At 51.6% G+C, this 19,748-nt stretch carries 19 protein-coding genes; 14 read left to right on the top strand and 5 right to left on the bottom strand.

Annotated features, from left to right (window positions below; genetic code table 11):
* Nucleotide 1 precedes the first annotated feature (1 nt).
* The 7 genes from lysS to K6R05_RS03860 all read left to right on the top strand — a co-directional run bounded on the left by lysS (nt 2) and on the right by K6R05_RS03860 (nt 8,853).
* Entirely contained in the window at nt 2-1,522 is a 1,521-nt protein-coding gene (gene lysS / locus K6R05_RS03830; RefSeq protein WP_222925021.1) for a lysine--tRNA ligase, read from the top strand.
* 514 nt (nt 1,523-2,036) lie between these two features.
* Nucleotides 2,037-2,561, top strand: coding sequence for a LuxR C-terminal-related transcriptional regulator (locus K6R05_RS03835; RefSeq protein ID WP_161732576.1), 525 nt, complete (start codon nt 2,037-2,039; stop codon nt 2,559-2,561).
* 722 nt (nt 2,562-3,283) lie between these two features.
* On the top strand, nt 3,284-3,838 hold the full coding sequence (locus tag K6R05_RS03840; RefSeq protein ID WP_222925022.1) for a fimbrial protein: 555 nt from the start codon (nt 3,284-3,286) through the stop codon (nt 3,836-3,838).
* A gap of 143 nt (nt 3,839-3,981) precedes the next feature.
* The gene (locus K6R05_RS03845) at nt 3,982-4,686 is read left to right on the top strand and encodes a fimbrial biogenesis chaperone (RefSeq protein ID WP_222925023.1); all 705 of its coding nucleotides are present in this window, start codon (nt 3,982-3,984) and stop codon (nt 4,684-4,686) included.
* Nucleotides 4,687-4,720: 34 nt separating this feature from the next.
* Nucleotides 4,721-7,327 (top strand): fimbrial biogenesis usher protein, encoded by a 2,607-nt coding sequence (locus K6R05_RS03850; RefSeq protein ID WP_222925024.1) that lies wholly within the window; start codon nt 4,721-4,723, stop codon nt 7,325-7,327.
* 39 nt (nt 7,328-7,366) lie between these two features.
* The gene (locus K6R05_RS03855; RefSeq protein ID WP_222925025.1) at nt 7,367-8,326 is read left to right on the top strand and encodes a fimbrial protein; all 960 of its coding nucleotides are present in this window, start codon (nt 7,367-7,369) and stop codon (nt 8,324-8,326) included.
* A gap of 14 nt (nt 8,327-8,340) precedes the next feature.
* Complete coding sequence (locus K6R05_RS03860) at nt 8,341-8,853, top strand: fimbrial protein (RefSeq protein WP_222925026.1); 513 nt, start codon at nt 8,341-8,343, stop codon at nt 8,851-8,853.
* 81 nt (nt 8,854-8,934) lie between these two features.
* Here K6R05_RS03860 and K6R05_RS03865 read toward each other — a convergent pair whose 3' ends face one another.
* Nucleotides 8,935-9,561 (bottom strand): serine protease, encoded by a 627-nt coding sequence (locus K6R05_RS03865; RefSeq protein ID WP_222925027.1) that lies wholly within the window; start codon nt 9,559-9,561, stop codon nt 8,935-8,937.
* 361 nt (nt 9,562-9,922) lie between these two features.
* Between K6R05_RS03865 and K6R05_RS03870 the strand changes: the two genes are divergently transcribed.
* Nucleotides 9,923-11,086 (top strand): MFS transporter, encoded by a 1,164-nt coding sequence (locus K6R05_RS03870; RefSeq protein ID WP_222925028.1) that lies wholly within the window; start codon nt 9,923-9,925, stop codon nt 11,084-11,086.
* Here K6R05_RS03870 and K6R05_RS03875 read toward each other — a convergent pair.
* On the bottom strand, nt 11,083-12,003 hold the full coding sequence (locus K6R05_RS03875) for a LysR family transcriptional regulator (protein ID WP_161732880.1): 921 nt from the start codon (nt 12,001-12,003) through the stop codon (nt 11,083-11,085). The two genes, K6R05_RS03870 and K6R05_RS03875, sit on opposite strands and share 4 nt — an antisense overlap.
* Before the next feature lie 102 nt (nt 12,004-12,105).
* Here K6R05_RS03875 and lysA point away from each other — a divergent pair, with 102 nt between their 5' ends.
* Entirely contained in the window at nt 12,106-13,362 is a 1,257-nt protein-coding gene (gene lysA / locus K6R05_RS03880; protein WP_161732878.1) for a diaminopimelate decarboxylase, read from the top strand.
* Nucleotides 13,363-13,394: 32 nt separating this feature from the next.
* Here lysA and K6R05_RS03885 read toward each other — a convergent pair whose 3' ends face one another.
* A complete protein-coding gene (locus K6R05_RS03885; protein ID WP_222925029.1) occupies nt 13,395-13,703 on the bottom strand; it encodes a PTS lactose/cellobiose transporter subunit IIA in 309 nt (102 codons plus the stop codon).
* A 178-nt stretch (nt 13,704-13,881) separates the two neighbouring features.
* Between K6R05_RS03885 and K6R05_RS03890 the strand changes: the two genes are divergently transcribed.
* From K6R05_RS03890 to K6R05_RS03910, 5 genes are all read left to right on the top strand, one after another.
* Entirely contained in the window at nt 13,882-15,231 is a 1,350-nt protein-coding gene (locus tag K6R05_RS03890; RefSeq protein WP_222925030.1) for a PTS sugar transporter subunit IIC, read from the top strand.
* Entirely contained in the window at nt 15,228-16,655 is a 1,428-nt protein-coding gene (locus K6R05_RS03895; RefSeq protein ID WP_161732872.1) for a glycoside hydrolase family 1 protein, read from the top strand. Before K6R05_RS03890 ends, K6R05_RS03895 begins: the two co-directional genes overlap by 4 nt.
* Nucleotides 16,656-16,670: 15 nt before the next feature.
* The gene (locus K6R05_RS03900) at nt 16,671-16,988 is read left to right on the top strand and encodes a PTS sugar transporter subunit IIB (RefSeq protein WP_010248665.1); all 318 of its coding nucleotides are present in this window, start codon (nt 16,671-16,673) and stop codon (nt 16,986-16,988) included.
* A gap of 96 nt (nt 16,989-17,084) precedes the next feature.
* Nucleotides 17,085-17,858, top strand: a complete 774-nt coding sequence (locus K6R05_RS03905) for an FCD domain-containing protein (protein ID WP_010248663.1) — start codon at nt 17,085-17,087, stop codon at nt 17,856-17,858.
* Nucleotides 17,855-18,307 (top strand): GNAT family N-acetyltransferase, encoded by a 453-nt coding sequence (locus K6R05_RS03910; RefSeq protein ID WP_222925031.1) that lies wholly within the window; start codon nt 17,855-17,857, stop codon nt 18,305-18,307. Before K6R05_RS03905 ends, K6R05_RS03910 begins: the two co-directional genes overlap by 4 nt.
* 40 nt (nt 18,308-18,347) lie before the next feature.
* Here the strand turns inward: K6R05_RS03910 and K6R05_RS03915 are convergent, their stop codons facing one another.
* Both K6R05_RS03915 and K6R05_RS03920 read right to left on the bottom strand, forming a co-directional pair.
* Complete coding sequence (locus tag K6R05_RS03915; protein ID WP_161732868.1) at nt 18,348-19,388, bottom strand: NADP(H)-dependent aldo-keto reductase; 1,041 nt, start codon at nt 19,386-19,388, stop codon at nt 18,348-18,350.
* 139 nt (nt 19,389-19,527) lie between these two features.
* Nucleotides 19,528-19,746: a YgdI/YgdR family lipoprotein gene (locus tag K6R05_RS03920; protein WP_150014112.1), complete on the bottom strand. Its 219-nt coding sequence runs from the start codon at nt 19,744-19,746 to the stop codon at nt 19,528-19,530.
* Nucleotides 19,747-19,748 lie beyond the last annotated feature (2 nt).

The following is a 19,748-nucleotide window of genomic DNA, read 5'->3' on the forward strand; positions in this document are numbered from 1 at the left end:
CATGTCTGAACAACAACCGCAGAGCGCTGATGCCGCCGTTGAGTTAAATAACGAACTGAAAGCGCGTCGCGAAAAGCTGAGCGTGCTGCGTGCAAATGGCGTGGCGTTTCCTAACGATTTTCGTCGTGACAGTCTCTCAAACCAGCTGCATGAGAGCTATGGCGAGAAGAGCAACGAAGAGCTTGAAGAGCTGGGTATCGAAGTCAGCGTTGCCGGACGCATGATGACCCGTCGTATCATGGGTAAAGCCTCTTTCGTGACCCTGCAGGATGTGGGTGGCCGGATTCAGCTTTACGTCTCGCGTGACGATCTGGCTGAAGGCATCTACAACGAGCAGTTCAAAAAGTGGGATCTCGGCGATATCCTGGGCGCGCGCGGCAAACTGTTCAAAACCAAAACCGGCGAACTGTCGATTCACTGTTCTGAACTGCGCCTGCTGACCAAAGCACTGCGTCCGCTGCCGGACAAGTTCCACGGCCTGGCCGATCAGGAAACGCGCTACCGTCAGCGTTACCTTGATCTCATCGCCAACGAGGAGTCGCGTAACACCTTCAGAATTCGTTCGCAGATCATGGCTGGTATTCGCCAGTTCATGGTGGGCCGCGACTTTATGGAAGTGGAAACCCCGATGATGCAGGTGATCCCCGGCGGCGCGTCTGCGCGTCCGTTCATCACCCACCACAATGCGCTGGATATCGACATGTATCTGCGTATTGCGCCAGAGCTTTATCTGAAGCGTCTGGTGGTGGGTGGCTTCGATCGCGTGTTCGAGATCAACCGTAACTTCCGTAACGAAGGTATTTCGCCACGTCATAACCCTGAGTTCACCATGATGGAACTCTATATGGCCTATGCGGATTACAAAGATCTGATCGAGCTGACCGAAAGCCTGTTCCGTACGCTGGCGCAGGACGTGCTGGGCAGCACCGTAGTGCCTTACGGCGAGCAGGCGTTTGATTTCGGCAAGCCGTTTGAAAAACTGACCATGCGTGAAGCGATCAAGAAATACCGTCCGGAAACGGATCTGGCCGATCTGGAAGACTTCGATAAAGCCGTGGCGATTGCACAATCCCTGCATATTAAAGTGGAGAAGAGCTGGGGTCTGGGCCGTGTCGTAACCGAGATCTTTGAAGAGACGGCAGAAGCGCATCTGATTCAGCCGACCTTTATTACCGAATATCCGGCTGAAGTCTCGCCGCTGGCCCGTCGCAATGACGAGAACCCGGAAATCACCGATCGCTTTGAGTTCTTCATTGGCGGTCGTGAAATCGGTAACGGTTTCTCCGAGCTGAACGATGCGGAAGATCAGGCTGAGCGTTTCCTGCAGCAGGTAAATGCCAAAGATGCGGGTGATGACGAAGCGATGTTCTATGACGAAGACTATGTCACCGCGCTGGAACATGGTCTGCCGCCAACTGCCGGTCTGGGCATCGGTATTGACCGCATGGTGATGCTGTTTACCAACAGCCACACTATCCGCGATGTGATTCTGTTCCCGGCACTGCGTCCAGGCAGCAAGTAAGTAATATTCTGCCCTTAGCACAGAATAAAGCTGCACCTCAAAGGTCTGTTTCAGGCTGAATAGGGTGCAGCTTTTTTATGTCTGTAACGACCATACGATATCGCGTGGCATCGTAACTAAAAGGAGTTAATAACAAACAGTTAAGCCTAAAAAAAGAACTTATTAACAGCGTTTCAGGCATTTTAAAGGGAAAACTGGCCCGGTTAATAGAATCGTTTAAATGGTAATTTAATAACTGATTTTAAAAAATTGTTTCTCGAATCAGCGGAATATAAAAAATCGCATCAAGTTATCTCAGTAACCTATTGTTATTGTTCATTAAAGATAAAGGCATGCGAGTGATGCGTTTTTTTATATAGTTAAAATAATAAGAACTTTCATTTTGGGTGTCATGTTTTAAATGTTAAAGCACGTTAAGATTAAATCCTGTCTGTTTACCTCCTTATCATTTGCCAGATAAAGATTCACCCCACCCGCTATTTATGGCAATATGTATTTAACAGGAATAATCATAATGAATTACGACTGGTTCATTCTTACTGACGACGAGATGCTTTTGTTCGGGGCGCAGGCGCTGGCGGATAGTATGCTGATTGGCAGAACCATTACTATTACGATAAAACGTGTGACGCTGATTGAATTGATGAGGATCGATGCAAATTATAAGCGCAGTAGAAAAAAGAGCGTCGCCATAGTTCCCGATGACATGTATGAGGCATTAAATATTTTTTCTGGCATGGAAACGATAAAGCTTGTTTCCAGCAAAATGAGCTTACTTTCCTATTATGCATTAATTAATGACGCCATTTTGCTAAAGGATTCGGCTAAAGAAGGCGATAAAATGCGCACCTTCTTTCTTACCGCTAAAGAGAGACGTTACTGCTATATGCTTTACAACGGCGTACCCAGTAAAAAAATCGCCCTTTATTTTCAGTGCAATAACAAAAATATCAGCTATCTTAAGCGAAAGATAATGTCAAAGTGGAACTGCAAAAATAAAATAGATTTTTATAAAATAATAAACTATTTTTATCATTAACTATTTAATTTTTTCAATCAGATTTTTGCTCAGCCAAGGTAATAACAAGACCAGCTAATGACTGGTTATACCCAAAGGCTGAGCTATTATCCCCATAGCGCATCATACTCCTGCTTTCTCCTCTATTCCTTAATTCTCGTCTGGTGATGCTTTTATCAAAGCTCCCGAAGTGTGGGATCATTCATTTACGATAATCTTTAACATCTGATTGACTGAATTTTTCACTTTCATTGCGGTTTGACTGCGTTCGTCATTTTTTATTTAAATCTTCAGGTTAATGTTCCAAATAAATACTGAATGCCAAAAAGGGTGAAAGTAGATTAAGGAGTATTGATCGGCTTTTTAATAGCTCATTAAATGTTCTTGTTTTTCATGCAGTAAAGTAACAATCACTTTCTTCTGAGCGAAAATTCTTAAAAATTTCAGGAGTGAGAAGGCGCGTCTTTTCTCATTACCCAAATGAATTACCAATTCTTTTTTTGTTTTGCTGTCATTTGATACTGATGGCAGGCATGCCTGCTTATCCCGATTTGGATTTTTCTTATATGTCCTCTGCTTTTCTTTTTTTTATTTGGTTGTATAAATAGCGCCGTCAGAACGTGCTGGTAACGTTTCTGGGGTGTTTTAATTAAAGATAAATGTTTTCCTTGAACCGTTAACAGGATGGATTGAGTAAACATTTATATAACATGTGCGGTCAATTTAATTTAAGGATGATGTAAATGAACTTCAATTTAAAAGCTGTTGTAACTGCTATGGGTCTCGGTCTGGCTCTGTCTGCTTCTATGGCACAGGCTGCGACGACTACAGTTAATGGCGGTACAATCAAGTTTGAAGGTGATGTTGTCAACGCTGCCTGTGCAGTCGATTCTAGCTCCACTAAACAAAATGTACAGATGGGGCAGGTGCGTGTCGCCGATCTGAAGAAAGACACTGAAGCATCTACCCGCATTCCGTTCACTATCCAGCTGGAAAACTGTGATACCACGGTAAGCACCACTGCAGCGACCTATTTCACCGGTACAGCAGCAAGTGGTTATACCAATGCTCTGCAGGCGGGTGAAGGTACTGATGCTGCTTCAGGTGTGGGTATCCGCATGTATGATCAGGCTAGCAAGGTTGTGACGCTGAACACGCCTGCTACTACCACTACCGCGCAGACTTTGGTTGATGGTTCGAACACCCTGAGTTTCAACGCGGTATATGTGGGTGTGGCTGATACCATTACGGCAGGTAATGGTGACGCGACTGCTACCTTCAATATGGTTTACAACTAATTTTTTACTTTAAAGTCCGGGGAACACTCCGGGCTTTTTTCCTGAGGAAAAATTTTATCTTCAGGCATTTTCATACTCGCAAAAAATAAAAATACGATCAGAACTAAACGGTCGCTTTGCACTAATTATGTCAGGGAGCTAACATGCTTAGTTTATCCAAAAATTATAAAATATTTATAACCTTGCTGAGTCTGGTGCTGTCTGTTTTCTTTTCTGCCGCTCAGGCTGGTGGAGTAGGGCTGGGAGCAACACGCCTGATTTTTTCTTCTCAGAATAAACAGGTGTCACTTTCCATCAATAATACAGATGATGAGAATGTATTTTTGATCAAATCCTGGGTAGAGGACCAGGAGGGCAAAGTCACCAGTGACTTTTTAGTAACTCCCCCTCTTTTCCTGATTAAGCAGAAAAGAGAAAACATATTGCGTATTATGTCAGTGAACAAAAATCTTGCTACTGACCGTGAAACCGTTTATTGGCTGAATGTTAAGGCCATTCCATCACGTCAAAAGGATTCTGACAGCCAGCAGAAAAACGCATTGCAGTTGGCAATACAGTCGAGGATTAAGCTTTTTTATCGCCCAGGTAATCTTCAGGGTGATCCTATGACAGCTTATAAAGAGCTGGCATTTTCTCGTGTCGATAACACGGTGACAGTAAAAAACCCTACGCCTTACTATGTTAACCTTGTCAATATTAAATCGGGTGAAAAAAAGTTTGCGCAGATGATAGCCCCTAAATCTTCGGTGCCACTTAATGTTGATTTACATGGTAGTAATACAATCAGCTTTCAGGCGATTAATGATTACGGCGCTACCATGCCAGTACGCTCTGCGAATATAAATTAATTTTTGTTTGGCATGGAATGGCCAGGGGGCAATTGTGCACTTTTACGATTTTCGAAAGTTAACAAAATCAAAAATAAAAAGAATCGCTATTCTGGTTTTTTTATCCTGTTACTCAGGGGTAGGCTATGCGGGGGAATATAACTTTGATCCCTCTTTTTTATCAGATAACCCAGAAGATGTTGCCGATTTAGCGCGTTTCAATAAAGGCCTTAGCGCCGCGCCAGGCAGTTACCACGTTGACGTTTATGTCAATGGAACGGCCGTTGGTGCACGAAATATTACTTTTTTTGAGAAAGAAAGGACGAATGCGCCGTCCGAGCTCAGTCCTTGTTTGAATATGGAAAAACTGCGCGACTTCAATATAAATATCGAAATGCTCGAAAGATTAATCAAAAATGAAGTCGAACGTCATGCAAAATGCGTCGATATTGCACGCTATATTCCTGAAGCCAGTGCCGATTTTGATGTTGAGCATTTACGACTCGATCTGAAAATACCCCAGGCAATGATGAGCCGTAATGCACGTGGTTATATTCCCCCCTCTCAGTGGGATGAAGGCATTCCCGCCGCGCTGTTAAGCTATGCATTTACAGGCTCCAACTCCCGGGGCGATGCGTCAAAAAATGACAGTTATTTTTTACGCCTGAATAGTGGCCTTAACGTCGGACCGTGGCGTCTGTACGATCAGTCCAGTTTTACCTACTCAAAATCCCGTTATGGAGATGCGACGCGAGACTGGAACCATATGCAGACTTATCTGCAGCGCGCCATCATTCCATGGGATTCTCAACTGACAGTCGGTGATACCTTTACCTCATCCGAAATTTTTGACTCCGTCAGCGTTCGTGGGGTCACACTTGCCACTGATGAATCAATGCAGCCCGACAGCTTGCGCGGCTTTGCGCCAGTTATTCGCGGCATTGCCAATGGCGATTCACAGGTTACGCTCAGGCAGAACGGCAACGTTATTTATCAGGCTTATATGCCTTCCGGTCCGTTTGAGATTAACGATCTCTATCCTACCGGCTCCAGCGGCGATATTGAGGTTACTGTAAAAGAGAAGAATGGCAACGTTCGCACTTATACTGTGCCTTTTGCTTCAGTGCCAAAACTTCAGCGTGAAGGGCATCTGAATTATTCCATTATGGCCGGACGCTTCCGCAGCACGGATGGAAATCAGTCAGAGCCGTATATGACTCAGGCGTCACTACTCTGGGGGTGGCGAAATGGGATCACGCTGTATGGTGGCAGTCAGGTTGCAGAGCGTTATCTTGCTTTCACAGCCGGTGCAGGTAAAAACCTTGGCTTTCTTGGCGCAATTTCGATAGATGCGACGCAGGCTAATAGTAAGATTGCCGATGGCACACGTCACAGCGGCCAGTCTTTCCGTTTTCTCTATGCTAAATCGCTTAATGAACTGGGCACTCGCTTCGAGCTATTAGGATATCGTTATTCAACCCGCGGTTTTTATACGCTGGCGGAAACTACGCGCGAAAATATGTCTGGCGGCGTGACGCATAACAGCGATGGCGAGCTCGACTATTCCGGCTATTACAACCTTTACAATAACAAACGCAGCCGGGTTCAGATTTCGCTGACTCAGCAGCTGGGTCGTGACTATTCCGTCTATGCCAGCGGTAGCGATCAAAGCTACTGGAATACGGATGGCAAGACACGTCTGCTTCAGCTTGGTTTTACCGGCATGGTAAAGGATGTCAGCTACAACCTGAATTACAGCTACAACAAGAATACCTGGAGCAGCGAAGCCGATCGCGTCTTTAACTTCACTCTGTCACTGCCAATAGGCAAATGGCTGTCAGGAAACCGAGCCAGCAACAGTAACCTCGACTCAATGAAGGCTACGTACGGTCTTTACAATGATGGCGAAGGGAATATGACGAACACGGCTGGGTTATACGGCACCATGCTGGCTGATAAAAACCTGTCTTATAACATGCAGATGGGCACCGTTAACCGTGGTAATGGCAGTACCGGTAGTCTCAATCTTGATTACTACGGTCGCTATGGACAGGTCAATGCCGGGTATAGTTCCAGCCAGGATGCTCACCGTGTCAACTACGGTGTGCAGGGTGGCATGGTCTTCCATCAGGATGGTCTGACGCTTTCTCAACCTTTAGGTAAAACCAACGTTCTGATTAAAGCGCCAGGCGTTAAAGATGCGGCCATCCAGAATAAAACCGGTGTACGTACTGACTGGCGAGGCTACACCGTTGTGCCTTACGCCACTAATTATCGCCTTAACCGTATCGGCCTGGACGTGAATTCCCTTGCTGCGGATAGCGAGATTGATAACTCCGTGGTCTCAGTGGTGCCGACCGCGGGTGCATTAGTGAGGGCGGAGTTTAAAACCCATATCGGTCAGCGCGCATTAATTACCCTGACACATAAAGGCAAGCCGTTGCCGTTCGGCACTACTGTTGTGGTCGTGCAGGAAGGTAACGAAGAAAGTACTGGAATAGTGGGGGATAACGGACAGGTTTATCTCTCCGGGCTGCAACCCTCAGGAATGCTGGAAGCGGTGTGGGGGGCGTCCGCAAATAGCCGTTGCAGAATTCCATATCAACTGCCACAAAACAAAACGCAACAAGATATTGTTTATCTTAAGGCCCGCTGTAACTGAGTCTGGCTAATAATAGCCGGGCGCAGACAAGGATATTAAATGAAAAAATCAATTATTTTTTTTACTTTATTATTGTGTTTCCAGATCCTTTTATTTCCTCACGTCTCTCAGGCAGCATTAACGAATGTAGTCCCTGCGGGAGGAGCAGGCACTGTTACAATAAGTTTTCCGTCTGTAACTGTAATGAAAGATGCACCAGTAGGAACTGTGCTATCGACGCAAACGGTTTATACAGGGCTAGAATCATTTTTAACCACATCATCCGGCACGTTAGGTTTCCTTTTCTCATGTGAAGCTGACACCTGTCCAACCGGTGTGGAGGGCATCAGCTATAAGCTGAGCGCCAGTAGTAACACTTTTCTTTGGCCTCATACCTTTACTAATGTGCCAGGGGGTATTGGCTGGAGCTGGGGTACGGGGGGAATGAGCGTCGTTGTAGAGCTTTATAAGTCTGGTGAGACAACAGCTTCTGGAACTATTCAGCCGCAATCTATCGGAAAATACAATGTGCAGATGGAAGAGGATGCTACACCACAAACACTTGCCGAAATCGTCTTGTCTGGAGCCGTTCAGGTTACAGCACTTGGCTGTACTCTGGCTTCATCCGATAGCCTGACTGTAGACCTCGGCAATGTGCCGTCACGTAATTTCAGCGGTGTTGGCTCTACAGCCGGAGCCAAAGATTTTAATGTTAATCTCGAATGTGATGCCGGCACCAACGTTAATGTCAACATGACTGGTAAACAGAGTGCGGATTCGACGGATGTGGGCGTGCTGGCGCTAACCGGTGCTGGCAGCACGGGCGTTTCGAGTGGTGTCGGCGTGCAGGTTCTCTACAACGGGACTCCGCTGGCACTCAACAGCGATGTGGTATTGGGAACGTCTGTTGCAGGTGGAGCGAGCACGTATACCTTTTCTGCTCGTTATATTCAAACGCTCTCGAAAATTACGGCGGGAACCGCAAATACGATTGCCACACTCAATATTAGTTACGAGTAGTCAGGAGCCGGTTAATGATGATCAACAGAAAACTAGCGTTAATAGCTATCCTTTTTTCAGGCAGTGCCTTGAGTGCTAGTGAGGTAACGGTCAATATTAATGGCAATATTTCCTCAAATACTTGCGAAGTCGATACAGCTTCATCGAAACTGACTGTTCAGATGGGAATGATCGCCACCAATACCTTTTCGCAGACAGGCGCAGCCAGTCCATCCGTACCTTTCGATATTAAACTTGTCGATTGTGGCGCGGACGCTTCCAGCGTGTCAGTCACATTTACCGGAACGGGCGACTCGACAAACGGCGATTTGGTGGCTGTTGCAAGTGGTGGTGCAACCGGCCTGGGGATTGCACTTTATGATTATCAGGGCAAACAAATTGCAGTAAATAAGGCGAGTAACGCTGTGACGCTGAATGCTAACGCGGACAACACGCTCAATTTTAGCGCTGCCTACGTCTCGACTGCACCAAACGTGACGGCCGGAGCCGCAGATGGCAGCGCGACTTTTTCGTTAACTTATGAATAACACTGTGTGAGCAGAATACTTTAGTGCTTAAAACAGGGCGTATTACGTCCTGTTTTCTCAAATCATTCTGCCACTCGCATCTCAGGATTTAATCGCCTGATCCAACCATGTCTGAAATCGCGAGTAAGGTACATAGAGCGCAACGTTCTTATAAAGTGTTTTACCGCTGGCATTGTCGTTGATGTCATTGCTGTAGCCGATAATCACGCCCGCCAACGTATCATCAGAGGCGTTATAGACTGCGCCGCCCGACATCCCTTTCACCACACCTGCATTCGCCGCCACGACGACGCAGTCCGGCTTGTTCCAGCGGTTTGCCAGCGTGGTATTAATCAGGTTTTGTCCGCTGGAGCTGACCGGCATGGCCGAAATGAAACTGTAGCCGTAGAGATTCACCTGGTCGCCGATATGGCTGTTGCGGAAGCTGGGTGGAAGGTTTATTTCACTGTTTTTGTGGTAGACCACCGCCAGATCGCATTGCGGATGCCAGGCTTTGACGCGATAAAGCGAAAACTTCGCCACGTGCGCGGCGGTCAGGCTGTACTCCGGCGTCAGCGGGATAGTGGTTCCAAGCGTGCCAAAACCCAGCACGGTGGGAATGCCGGTCACGGTCATATCAACCCGTTTTTCAGCTTCTTTACTGTACTCATAATGACCTACCGAACAGCCGGTTAAGCCAAACACCATTAAGGCTATGAGTCGTTGCATTCTCTCTCCCTGCGTCAGAAGTTGATCACATCACCTGGCAATTGATTAGGGATATATCGGCAACGTTAAGGATTTATTAATTAAATACGCACTAAAAAGCGTAACGGTTTCGCGGGAAATGACAACCTGCCCCTGGGTCATGCGCGCTTTAACGGGCTTAGCCAGAAGGCTGACAAAGCCATTTGTTCCGAAAAAGCAGCAGGATTATTGCGGCCCCGGCAATAATCCTTTGCTGCGCGCAGGCTATGTCGCGCATCAGCACTGTGCTGTAATGCTCACCGTGACGCAGATCAAATTTTAATAAGCGTCGTGGGGCTGCGCGTCTGTGCAGTTCACCTGCAAATGATATTGGGAGAGTGTTATGCCTGTAGCATTAATGGCGCTGGCGTTGAGTGCGTTCGCCATCGGAACCACGGAGTTTGTCATTATGGGATTGCTGCCGGAGGTGGCGCGTGACCTTCAGGTGTCAATTCCGTCGGCGGGCTGGCTGATCAGCGGCTACGCGCTGGGCGTGGCGATTGGTGCGCCGATTATGGCGCTGCTCACCGCCAGACTGCCGCGTAAAAAAACGCTGATTCTGCTGATGGTGATATTTATTGTCGGCAACCTGCTGTGTGCGCTGGCTTACAACTATAACCTGCTGATGCTGGCACGCATCGTCACCGCGCTTTGTCACGGTGCCTTCTTCGGTATTGGCGCGGTGGTCGCCGCCAGTCTGGTACCAGCCGGTCGTCAGGCTTCCGCTGTCGCACTGATGTTCACCGGACTGACCTTAGCCAACGTGCTGGGCGTTCCGCTGGGAACCAGTTTCGGACAGATGTTTGGCTGGCGCGCCACGTTCTGGGGCGTGGCTGTGATCGGCGTGCTGGCGTTTATCGCCCTGATCGTGAGTCTGCCGAACAATAAAGAGGAGAAGCCGGTTCATCTGGCGAGTGAAATCGGTGCGCTGGCCAACGGGAAACTCTGGCTCTCGCTGCTGATGACGGTGTTCTTTGCCGCGGCGATGTTTGCACTGTTCAGCTACATTGCGCCGCTGCTGTTAGAGGTAACGGGCATCAGCGATCGGGGTGTCAGCTGGACGCTGTTCCTGATTGGCGCAGGCCTGACGGTCGGTAACATTCTTGGCGGCAAACTGGCCGACTGGAAAGTCTCTTTTAGTCTGATCCTCAGCTTCTCCCTGATCGCCATCTTCTCGTTGCTGTTCAGCTGGACCAGCCATGCGCTGTGGCTGGCGGAGATCACCCTGTTCCTGTGGGCGATGGCGACCTTTGCGACGGTACCGGGTCTGCAGATCAACGTGGTCCGTCACGGTAAAGAGGCGCCGAACCTGGTCTCAACCCTGAACATTTCGGCATTTAACGTCGGTAATGCGCTGGGTGCCTGGGTCGGCGGTGCGGTGATTGGCCGTGGATATGGCCTGACGGCGGTGCCGGTTGCTGCCGCTGCGCTGGCGGCAATTGGCCTGCTGATCTGTCTGATCACCTTCCGCAAATCGGGCCGCGCAGCCGCCAGGGTTCGCGCTTAAGCCAGGCGGGCGTCGATGCGTGCCGGAAAGTCAGCCACCTGCCGTTGCAGATGACTGACAAAAGCATCGACCAGCGCCGACGCAGGGCGGTGCTGCGGCCTCACCAGGCTGACGGTAAAGGGTACCGCCACGCTGAACTTACGCATCACCACACCGCTGTCGGCGTAATCCAGCGCCGTCAGCGGATTCACAATCGAAATGCCCACGCCCGCTCTGACCATGGCGCACACCGAAGCGGCGCTGTGCGTCTCCATCACCAGCCGCCGTTCGACGCCCTGCTCATGAAACAGCGCATCCAGCAACTGACGATAACTGTCACTGCGCGACAGGCTGACATACTGTTCGCCCGCAAAATCGTGCGGTGTCAGTTCTGCACGCTGACTCAGAGGATGATGCTGTGGCAACACGCACACTTCATCACAGGTCAGCAGGGCGAGACGATCAGTCCCGGCCGGCGCGTGCTGGGTTTCGGTTAAGCCGATATCATAGCGCTGGGCTGACAGCCACTCCTCCAGCAGCGGCGACTCCTGAGGAATCACATTCAGGCTCACATCCGGGTAGCGCTGTAAAAAGGGCTGACACAGTGGTGGCAGCAGCGACTGCGAAAAAACGGGCAGGCAGGCGATCGACAGCTCACCCTGACGGAACTGGCGCAGCCCTTCAGCCGCTTCCATGATGCGATCCAGGCCGTACCAGGATCGCTGCACCTCTTCAAACAGACGTAATCCCTGCACCGTCGGTTGCAGGCGACCACGAACCCGTCCGAACAACTCTAATCCCAGCTGCTGCTCCAGGCGTGCCAGCTCCCGGCTCACCGTCGGCTGTGAGGTATGCAGTAGCGTTGCAGCCTGGGTCAGGTTGCCGCTGGTCATCACCGCATGAAAGATCTCAATATGCCGCCAGTTAATGTTTGCCACGCCGCCTTCCTATATCCATTGTGAATAGATGCTATTAAAACAGATATTTTTCGCTATGGCATGATTCTGGCTTAATGCGGTTATTGCCACAGGAGAATTGCTATGCCACGTTCCTTACAGAGTACCGACACCGCCCTCAACGCCGCTAACCTGCTGCCGCTGGCACGCCGTTATGCCGGGCCATTCTGGGCTTATGATGCGCAGATTATTCAGGCGCGTATTGCCCAGCTGCAGGCGTTTGATGTGGTGCGTTTTGCGCAGAAAGCCTGTTCAAATATTCATATCCTGCGCCTGATGCGCGCAGCGGGTGTGAAAGTGGACTCGGTATCGCTGGGTGAGATCGAACGTGCGCTGGCTGCGGGCTACGAGCCTGGTGGTGATGAGATCGTCTTTACCGCGGATCTGTTCGATCAGCCAACGCTGGCGCGGGTGACCGCGTTAAAGGTTCCGGTCAATGCCGGATCGATCGATATGCTGCATCAGCTCGGCGCGGTCTCACCGGGACACGCGGTGTGGCTGCGGGTTAATCCAGGCTTCGGTCACGGCCATAGCCAGAAAACCAATACCGGCGGCGAAAACAGCAAGCACGGTATCTGGCACGGCGATTTAGCCGAGGCGCTGGCAGCGATTCAGCAGCACGGCCTGAAGCTGGTGGGCATTCATATGCATATCGGCTCAGGCGTCGATTATGCGCATCTGCAGCAGGTCTGTGATGCGATGGTCGAACTGGTGATGGCGTCAGGTCAGGATCTGACGGCGATCTCTGCGGGCGGCGGCCTCTCTGTGCCTTATCGCTATGGCGAAGAGGCGATCGATACCGATCACTATTTTGGCCTGTGGGATGCAGCACGGCAGCGTATCGCTCAGCATCTGGGTCACGCGATAAAGCTGGAGATCGAACCAGGCCGTTTCCTGGTGGCCGAGGCGGGTGTGCTGGTCTCTCAGGTTCGGGCAGTGAAGTCGATGGGCAGCCGTCACTTCGTGCTGGTCGATGCCGGTTTCAGTGACCTGATGCGCCCCTCAATGTATGGCAGCTATCACCATATCTCGCTGATGGGAGGCGATGAGCGGGCGATTGAGGAGCAGCAGACCATCGACACGGTGGTCGCGGGTCCGCTGTGCGAATCGGGTGATGTCTTTACCCAGCTGGAGGGCGGCATGGTCGAACCACGCGCGATTCCGGCGGCAAAGGTTGGCGATTACCTGGTGTTCCACGACACCGGAGCTTACGGTGCATCCATGTCCTCTAACTACAACAGCCGTCCGCTGATCCCGGAAGTGCTGTTTGAGCAGGGCCAGCCGCGGGAAATCCGCCGCGCGCAGACTATTGAGTCGCTACTGGCACTGGAAATCAGCTAATCACCTCGCTCAGGCGGCCGGCGCGCCGCCTGTCAGCTATAGATCTCTTTGCGCAGCATGACCAGCTCCTCTGCCAGCTCGCGGCACAGCATTGCATTCATCAGATGATCCTGCGCATGCACCAGAATCAGCGTGACCGGCAATTTTCCGCTTCCCTCATCTGCACTAATCAACGCGGTCTGAATTTTATGTGCCGCTTTTGCCGCGGTATCTGAAGCTGCCAGCGCTGCGTCAGCCCCGGTCCAGTCGCGTTTGCGCGCACACTGAATCGCCATCATCGCCGACGAACGGGCTTCCCCTGCATTGATCAGCAATTCCATCATGGTCTGTTCGTAATCCATAACGCCTCCGCTATTGGTATGCCAAATTGGCCGTTTTTATCATACTGGAATGCCAATAAGCGTTTCCGGGAGATCCATCACAGAAAAAACCGAGGAGATTCGTCATTTTGGTATGCCACTAACAGGGAAGACCACGACGATTACAGGAATACCGATCTTACATCTCTGAGGGTTGATCATGTCTCTACAGGACCGCCTTATCGATTCCCTGGGCAGCTTTGCCACCCGCTTTAACAGTTATCGCTACATCATGGCGATTAAAGCCTCGTTCATTACCCTGATGCCGGTGATCATTGTTGGCGCCTTCTCGGTATTGATCTCTAACATGGTGCTGGACAGCAAAAATGGCCTTGCCAGCTTTGCCGCCCTGGCTTTTTTAGCTGATCTTAAGCCCATCACCAGCAGTATCAATTACGCCACGCTTAGCTTTCTTAACATTGGTGCGGTGTTCCTGATTGGTATTGAGCTTGGGCGCATCAACGGTATAAAAACGCTGTTTCCCGGCCTGCTGGCAATCATCTGCTTTGTATCCGTGACGCCGACCACCTTACAGATGATGGTCGATGGGCAGATGCACCTGGTTACCGACGTACTGGCCAAACAATTCTCCGATACCAAGAGCCTGTTTCTCGGCATGTTTATCGCCATTCTGTCCGTAGAGATTTACTGCCGCCTCGAACAGGTTGAACGGCTGAAAATCAAAATGCCCGACACGGTGCCGCCCAACGTGGCCGCCTCTTTCTCCGCGCTAATCCCCTCAATCATCACCGTAACGCTGATAGCGACCTTCGGCTTTATCTTCCATCGCGTCACCGGCATGTACCTTTACGACGCGGTATACCAGGTGGTGCAGCAGCCGCTGGAGTCGGTGGTGCAGAGCCTGTGGGGCATTCTGATTCTGATGTTCGTCGCCCAGTTGTTCTGGGTGATTGGTATTCACGGCAACCAGATGGTGAAACCGATCCGTGAGCCGCTGTTGCTGGGCGCGATTATGGTCAACATGACCGCTTTTGAGCAGGGGAAAGAGGCACCAAACATCATCACCATGCCGTTCTGGGATGTTTATATGAGCATCGGCGGTTCCGGCCTGACCATCGGGCTGCTCACCGCCGTGATGCTGGCGACGCGACGCAAAGAGATGCGTGAAATCGCCAAACTGTCGTTTGGGCCAGGCATTTTCAATATCAACGAGCCGGTTATATTTGGTATGCCGATTATGCTTAATCCAATCCTGGCTATCCCTTTCATCATCACACCGCTAGTGACAGGTTCTATCGGTTACTTCGCTACGGTGATGGGATTTGCCGGGAAAGCCGTGGTGATGGTGCCCTGGACCACGCCTCCGATTATCAATGCCTGGCTGTCAACGGCCGGATCGATGGGTGCGGTGGTGACGCAGATCGTCTGCATTCTGGTATCAGTACTCATCTATCTGCCATTTGTGAAAGTCGCAGCCCGCCGCGCGGATGCAGCGGAAGCAAAGAACCTGCAACCGGAGCTGAATCCCAACCGAACGGAGGTGTTATGAGTCGTCAGACTGTCCACATACCTGAGAATTTCATTCTGGGGGCTGCTGCCTCCGCCTGGCAGACGGAAGGCTGGAGCGGAAAAAAAGCGGGGCAGGACTCCTGGCCTGACGCCTGGTATCAGCAGGATCGCCACGTCTGGCACAACGGCTACGGTCCGGCGGTTGCCACCGACTTTATTAACCGCTTTAGTGAGGATGTTGCGTTAATGAAGGCCAGCGGGCTGACCCACTACCGCACTTCGATCAACTGGTCGCGTTTCCTGATCGATTACGAAACCGCTACGGTCGATGAGGAATACGCGGCTTACTATGACCGGCTTATTGATGAAATGCAGCGCCAGGGCATTGAACTGATGCTCTGTCTGGAGCATTACGAGCTGCCCGCCACGCTGCTGGAGCAGTATGGCGGCTGGCAGTCAAAGCATGTCGTTGAACTGTTTATCCGCTATGTCGAACAGGTGTTTAAACGCTATGCCGGTCGGGTCACGCGCTGGTTTGTGTTTAACGAGCCGATTGTGGTGCAGACCCGCGTCTATCTCGACGCGCTGCGCTGGCCTTATGAGCAGAACACCCATAAATGGATGCAGTGGAACCACCACAAGAATCTTGCTACCGCCCGGGTAGTGCAGCTGTTCCGCGCGGCAGGCTATGCCGGTCGCATTGGTACCATACTCAATCCGGAAGTCACCTATCCGCGATCATCAGCCCCGCACGACCAGAAGGCGGCGCATATTTATGACCTGTTCTACAATCGGGTGTTTCTCGATCCCGCCATTAAAGGCGAGTATCCGGCGGAGCTGCTGGCGCTGCTTGATAAGCATCAGATTGAGTGGGAAACCACCCCGGAAGAGCTGGCGATTATTGCCGCCAATACCGTCGATGAGGTCGGGCTTAATCTCTACTATCCGCATCGCGTGAAGGCACCGTCCCGCGCCTGGCATCCCGAGACACCCTTTCATCCCGCCTGGTATTACGAACATTTTGAACTGCCGGGGCGGCGGATGAACCGTTCACGCGGCTGGGAAATTCAGCCTGAAATTATCTGGGATATGGCGCAGCGGATGCGCGATGAGTACGGCAATATCCCGTGGTTTGTGGCTGAAAGTGGTATGGGAATTGAGGACGAAACGCAGTTCAAAAATGCCGACGGGGAGATTCAGGACGATTACCGCATCGCGTTTATCAGCGAGCACCTGCATCAGGCGATACGCGCCAGCCAGGCGGGGATTAACTGTCAGGGCTATATGCTGTGGGCGTTTACCGACAATGTCTCGCCAATGAATGCCTTTAAAAATCGCTATGGTCTTATCGAAATCGACTTAGATAAGCAGCGTCAGCGCCGTATGAAGAAATCTGCCCACTGGTTCCGTACGCTGTGCGACACGCAGCAATTCACCCTATGGCTTGATGATGAGCCGAAATAACGCGAGGAAACGCGCATGAAACGAATTGTTCTGGCCTGTGCTGCAGGCATGTCGACCTCAATGGTGGTGACGCGGATGGAAAAGGAGGCTGCCGCTCGCGGACTGGCATTTCAGATCTACGCTATTCCGGAGCAAAACCTGCGTGAAGAGCTGCAAAACTACGGCAACGAGGTGGTGGTCGTGCTGCTCGGGCCACAGGTGCGCTTCAAACTGGAAGAGAACAGAAAACTCACCGACAGCTATCAGTTGCCCATCGCGGTAATTGATACGGTTGCTTACGGCACGCTGAATGGTGCAAAGGTACTCGATCAGGCGCTGGCTTTGATACACTGAGCCCCAGTTTGCGAGCCAGCCTCTCCGGTTCGCGGGCATTGTCGCGCAGGGAACCGCGGCAATGCCGTTAGCGCATTGATTGCAAAGGGTGACAGTGTGGACAAAGCCGAAGCGCCGCAAGAAAAAAAGCAGTATCAGGAAATTGGTCAGCACCTGCGTCAGCAGATTTGTGACGGACACTATCCGGTGGGATCGCGCCTGCCGCCTGAACGTCAGCTGGCTGAAACCTGGGGCGTCAGCCGGACCATCGTGCGCGAGGCATTATTGATGCTGGAGCTGGAAGGTACGGTGGATATCCGCCAGAGCTCCGGCGTCTATGTGATGCGTATTCCTTCCGCCAGTGATGATGAAGAAGAGGCCTTCTTCCGCAGCGACGTTGGCCCGTTTGAAATGCTACAGGCACGTCAGTTGCTGGAGAGCAATATTGCAGCCTTTGCCGCAAAAATGGCGACCAAAGCGGACATCGAAAATCTGCGCCGAACGCTGGAACAGGAGCAGCGTGCTATCGCCGCCAACGATAGCAGTCAGGACAACGATAAGTTGTTTCATCTGCTGCTGGCGGGTGCCAGTCAGAACCAGATGCTGCTCGATACCGTCACCAGTATCTGGCGACATCATGACAGTAGCCCGCTCTGGCAGCAGCTGCGCCCGCAGTTTGAAACCCGCGCCTATCGCCTGAAATGGCTCGGCGATCACCAGACCATCCTGGCCGCTCTGCGTCGGCGTGATGTGATGGGGGCCTGGCAATCTACCTGGCAGCACCTCGAGAACGTCAAGAATACGCTGCTGGAGCTTTCCGACGCCGATGCGCCTGACTTTGATGGCTACCTGTTTGATTCAGTCCCGATCTTTCAGGGGAAACTGATGTGATTGAAATCGTCTCGCTCAGCGATGCCCCCCAATTTGCCGATCAGATCATCGACTGGCAGTGGCGCGCATTTGGTGAAACCACAAGCCGGGCGTTCTTTGCCAGTGTGGTGAACAGCAGCCTGACCGGTGCTGATTTTCCGGTAACGTTTGTCGCCGTGGAGGCGGGCAGGGCAATCGGCACGGTGGGATTCTGGCGTTGCGACCTGATCAGCCGTCAGGATCTTTTCCCCTGGCTGGCGGCGCTCTATGTTGATGAGTCGGTGCGCGGCAAAGGTGTCAGTGAGGCGCTGCAGCAGCATGTCATCGCCTATGCACAGGCGCAGGGCTATCCACGGTTGTGGTTGTGGTCAACGTTTGGGGGGTATTACGAACGGTCTGGCTGGCTGCCACAGGGCGAAGCGCTTGAGTATCCCGATAAGCCGGTAAAACTCTATTATCGCGACCTGTGAGAAAGGCCAGCCGCCACAGCGGCAGCTGGCAACAGAGTACTTATGGCGCAGGATAGGTGTAACGGCGGTGGATCGCCTCAATACCTTCCAGAATCTCTGCATTTAAGGTCAGATTGACGCTGTCGATATTAATCTGTAACTGCTCAAGCGTGGTGGCGCCCAGCAGCGTGCTGGCCACAAACGGCTGCTGACGCACATAGGCCAGGGCCATCTGCGACGGGTCGATCTGATGCTGCTGAGCCAACGCCACATATTCGGCAATTGCCTTCTGTGACTGCTCGCCGCTGTAGCGAGTAAAGCGGCTGAACAATGTGTTGCGTGCGCCCGCAGGCTGCGCGCCATTCAGGTATTTGCCGCTCAGCGTACCAAACGCCAGGCTTGAATATGCCAGCAGCTCTACGCCTTCATGCTGGCTGATTTCGGCCAGACCCACTTCAAAACTGCGGTTCAGCAGGCTGTAGGGATTCTGAATGCTGATAATGCGCGGCAGCTCATGCTTCTCTGCCAGTTGCAGATAGCGCATCACGCCCCACGCCGTTTCGTTCGACACGCCGATATAACGGATTTTGCCGGCGCGCACCTGCTCGGTCAGCGCTTCCAGCGTCTCCAGCAGCGTCACCTGCGCCGTGGTCTCGCTGTACTGATAGCCCAGCTTGCCAAAATAGTTGGTCTGGCGCTGTGGCCAGTGCAACTGGTAGAGATCAAGGTAGTCGGTGTTCAGGCGTTTCAGGCTGGCATCGAGTGCGGCGCGGATGTTTTTACGGTCAAGTGCCATATCCGGGCGAATCGAAGCATCATTGCCGCGTGACGGACCCGCCACTTTACTGGCCAGGATGATTTTGTCGCGGCTGCCGCGCTGTTTAAGCCAGCTGCCAATGTATTGTTCGGTCAGACCCTGAGTTTCCGGGCGCGGTGGCACCGGATACATCTCGGCAGTATCAATAAAGTTGATGCCGGAACGGATAGCCAAATCCAGTTGAGCATGGGCGTCGGCTTCACTGTTCTGTTCGCCAAACGTCATAGTGCCCAACCCCAGCTGACTCACTTCCAGCGTGCTGTGGGGAATACGATGATAGTGCATTGCCAGCTTCCTTTTTTTATGGAATGGAATGTTGTGTCCTCAGGGACTATAGCGCGAGCAACGGCGGGGAAGGAAGGGGGAAAAGTCGGGGAAATCGCCTGCCAGCGTGGAATCGATGGCAGGTGATTAAATCGGGCACTTAACGTTCAATGATCGTTGAGACCTCGTCGCTGTTAATCTGCACCTCGTGACCCGTCTGGTCGGTGTACTGCACCAGGCCGGTCTCTTTATCAATGCTCGGCTTGCCTTCGGTCATGATCATCCGGCCATCTTTGGTCGCCATGACATAATCAGAGCTGCATCCACTCAGGAACGCTGCGGTTACCATCACCATTGCTACGCCTGCCCACCCTTTCATCT

It is taken from the genome of Pantoea alfalfae (assembly GCF_019880205.1).
Lineage (GTDB): Bacteria > Pseudomonadota > Gammaproteobacteria > Enterobacterales > Enterobacteriaceae > Pantoea > Pantoea alfalfae.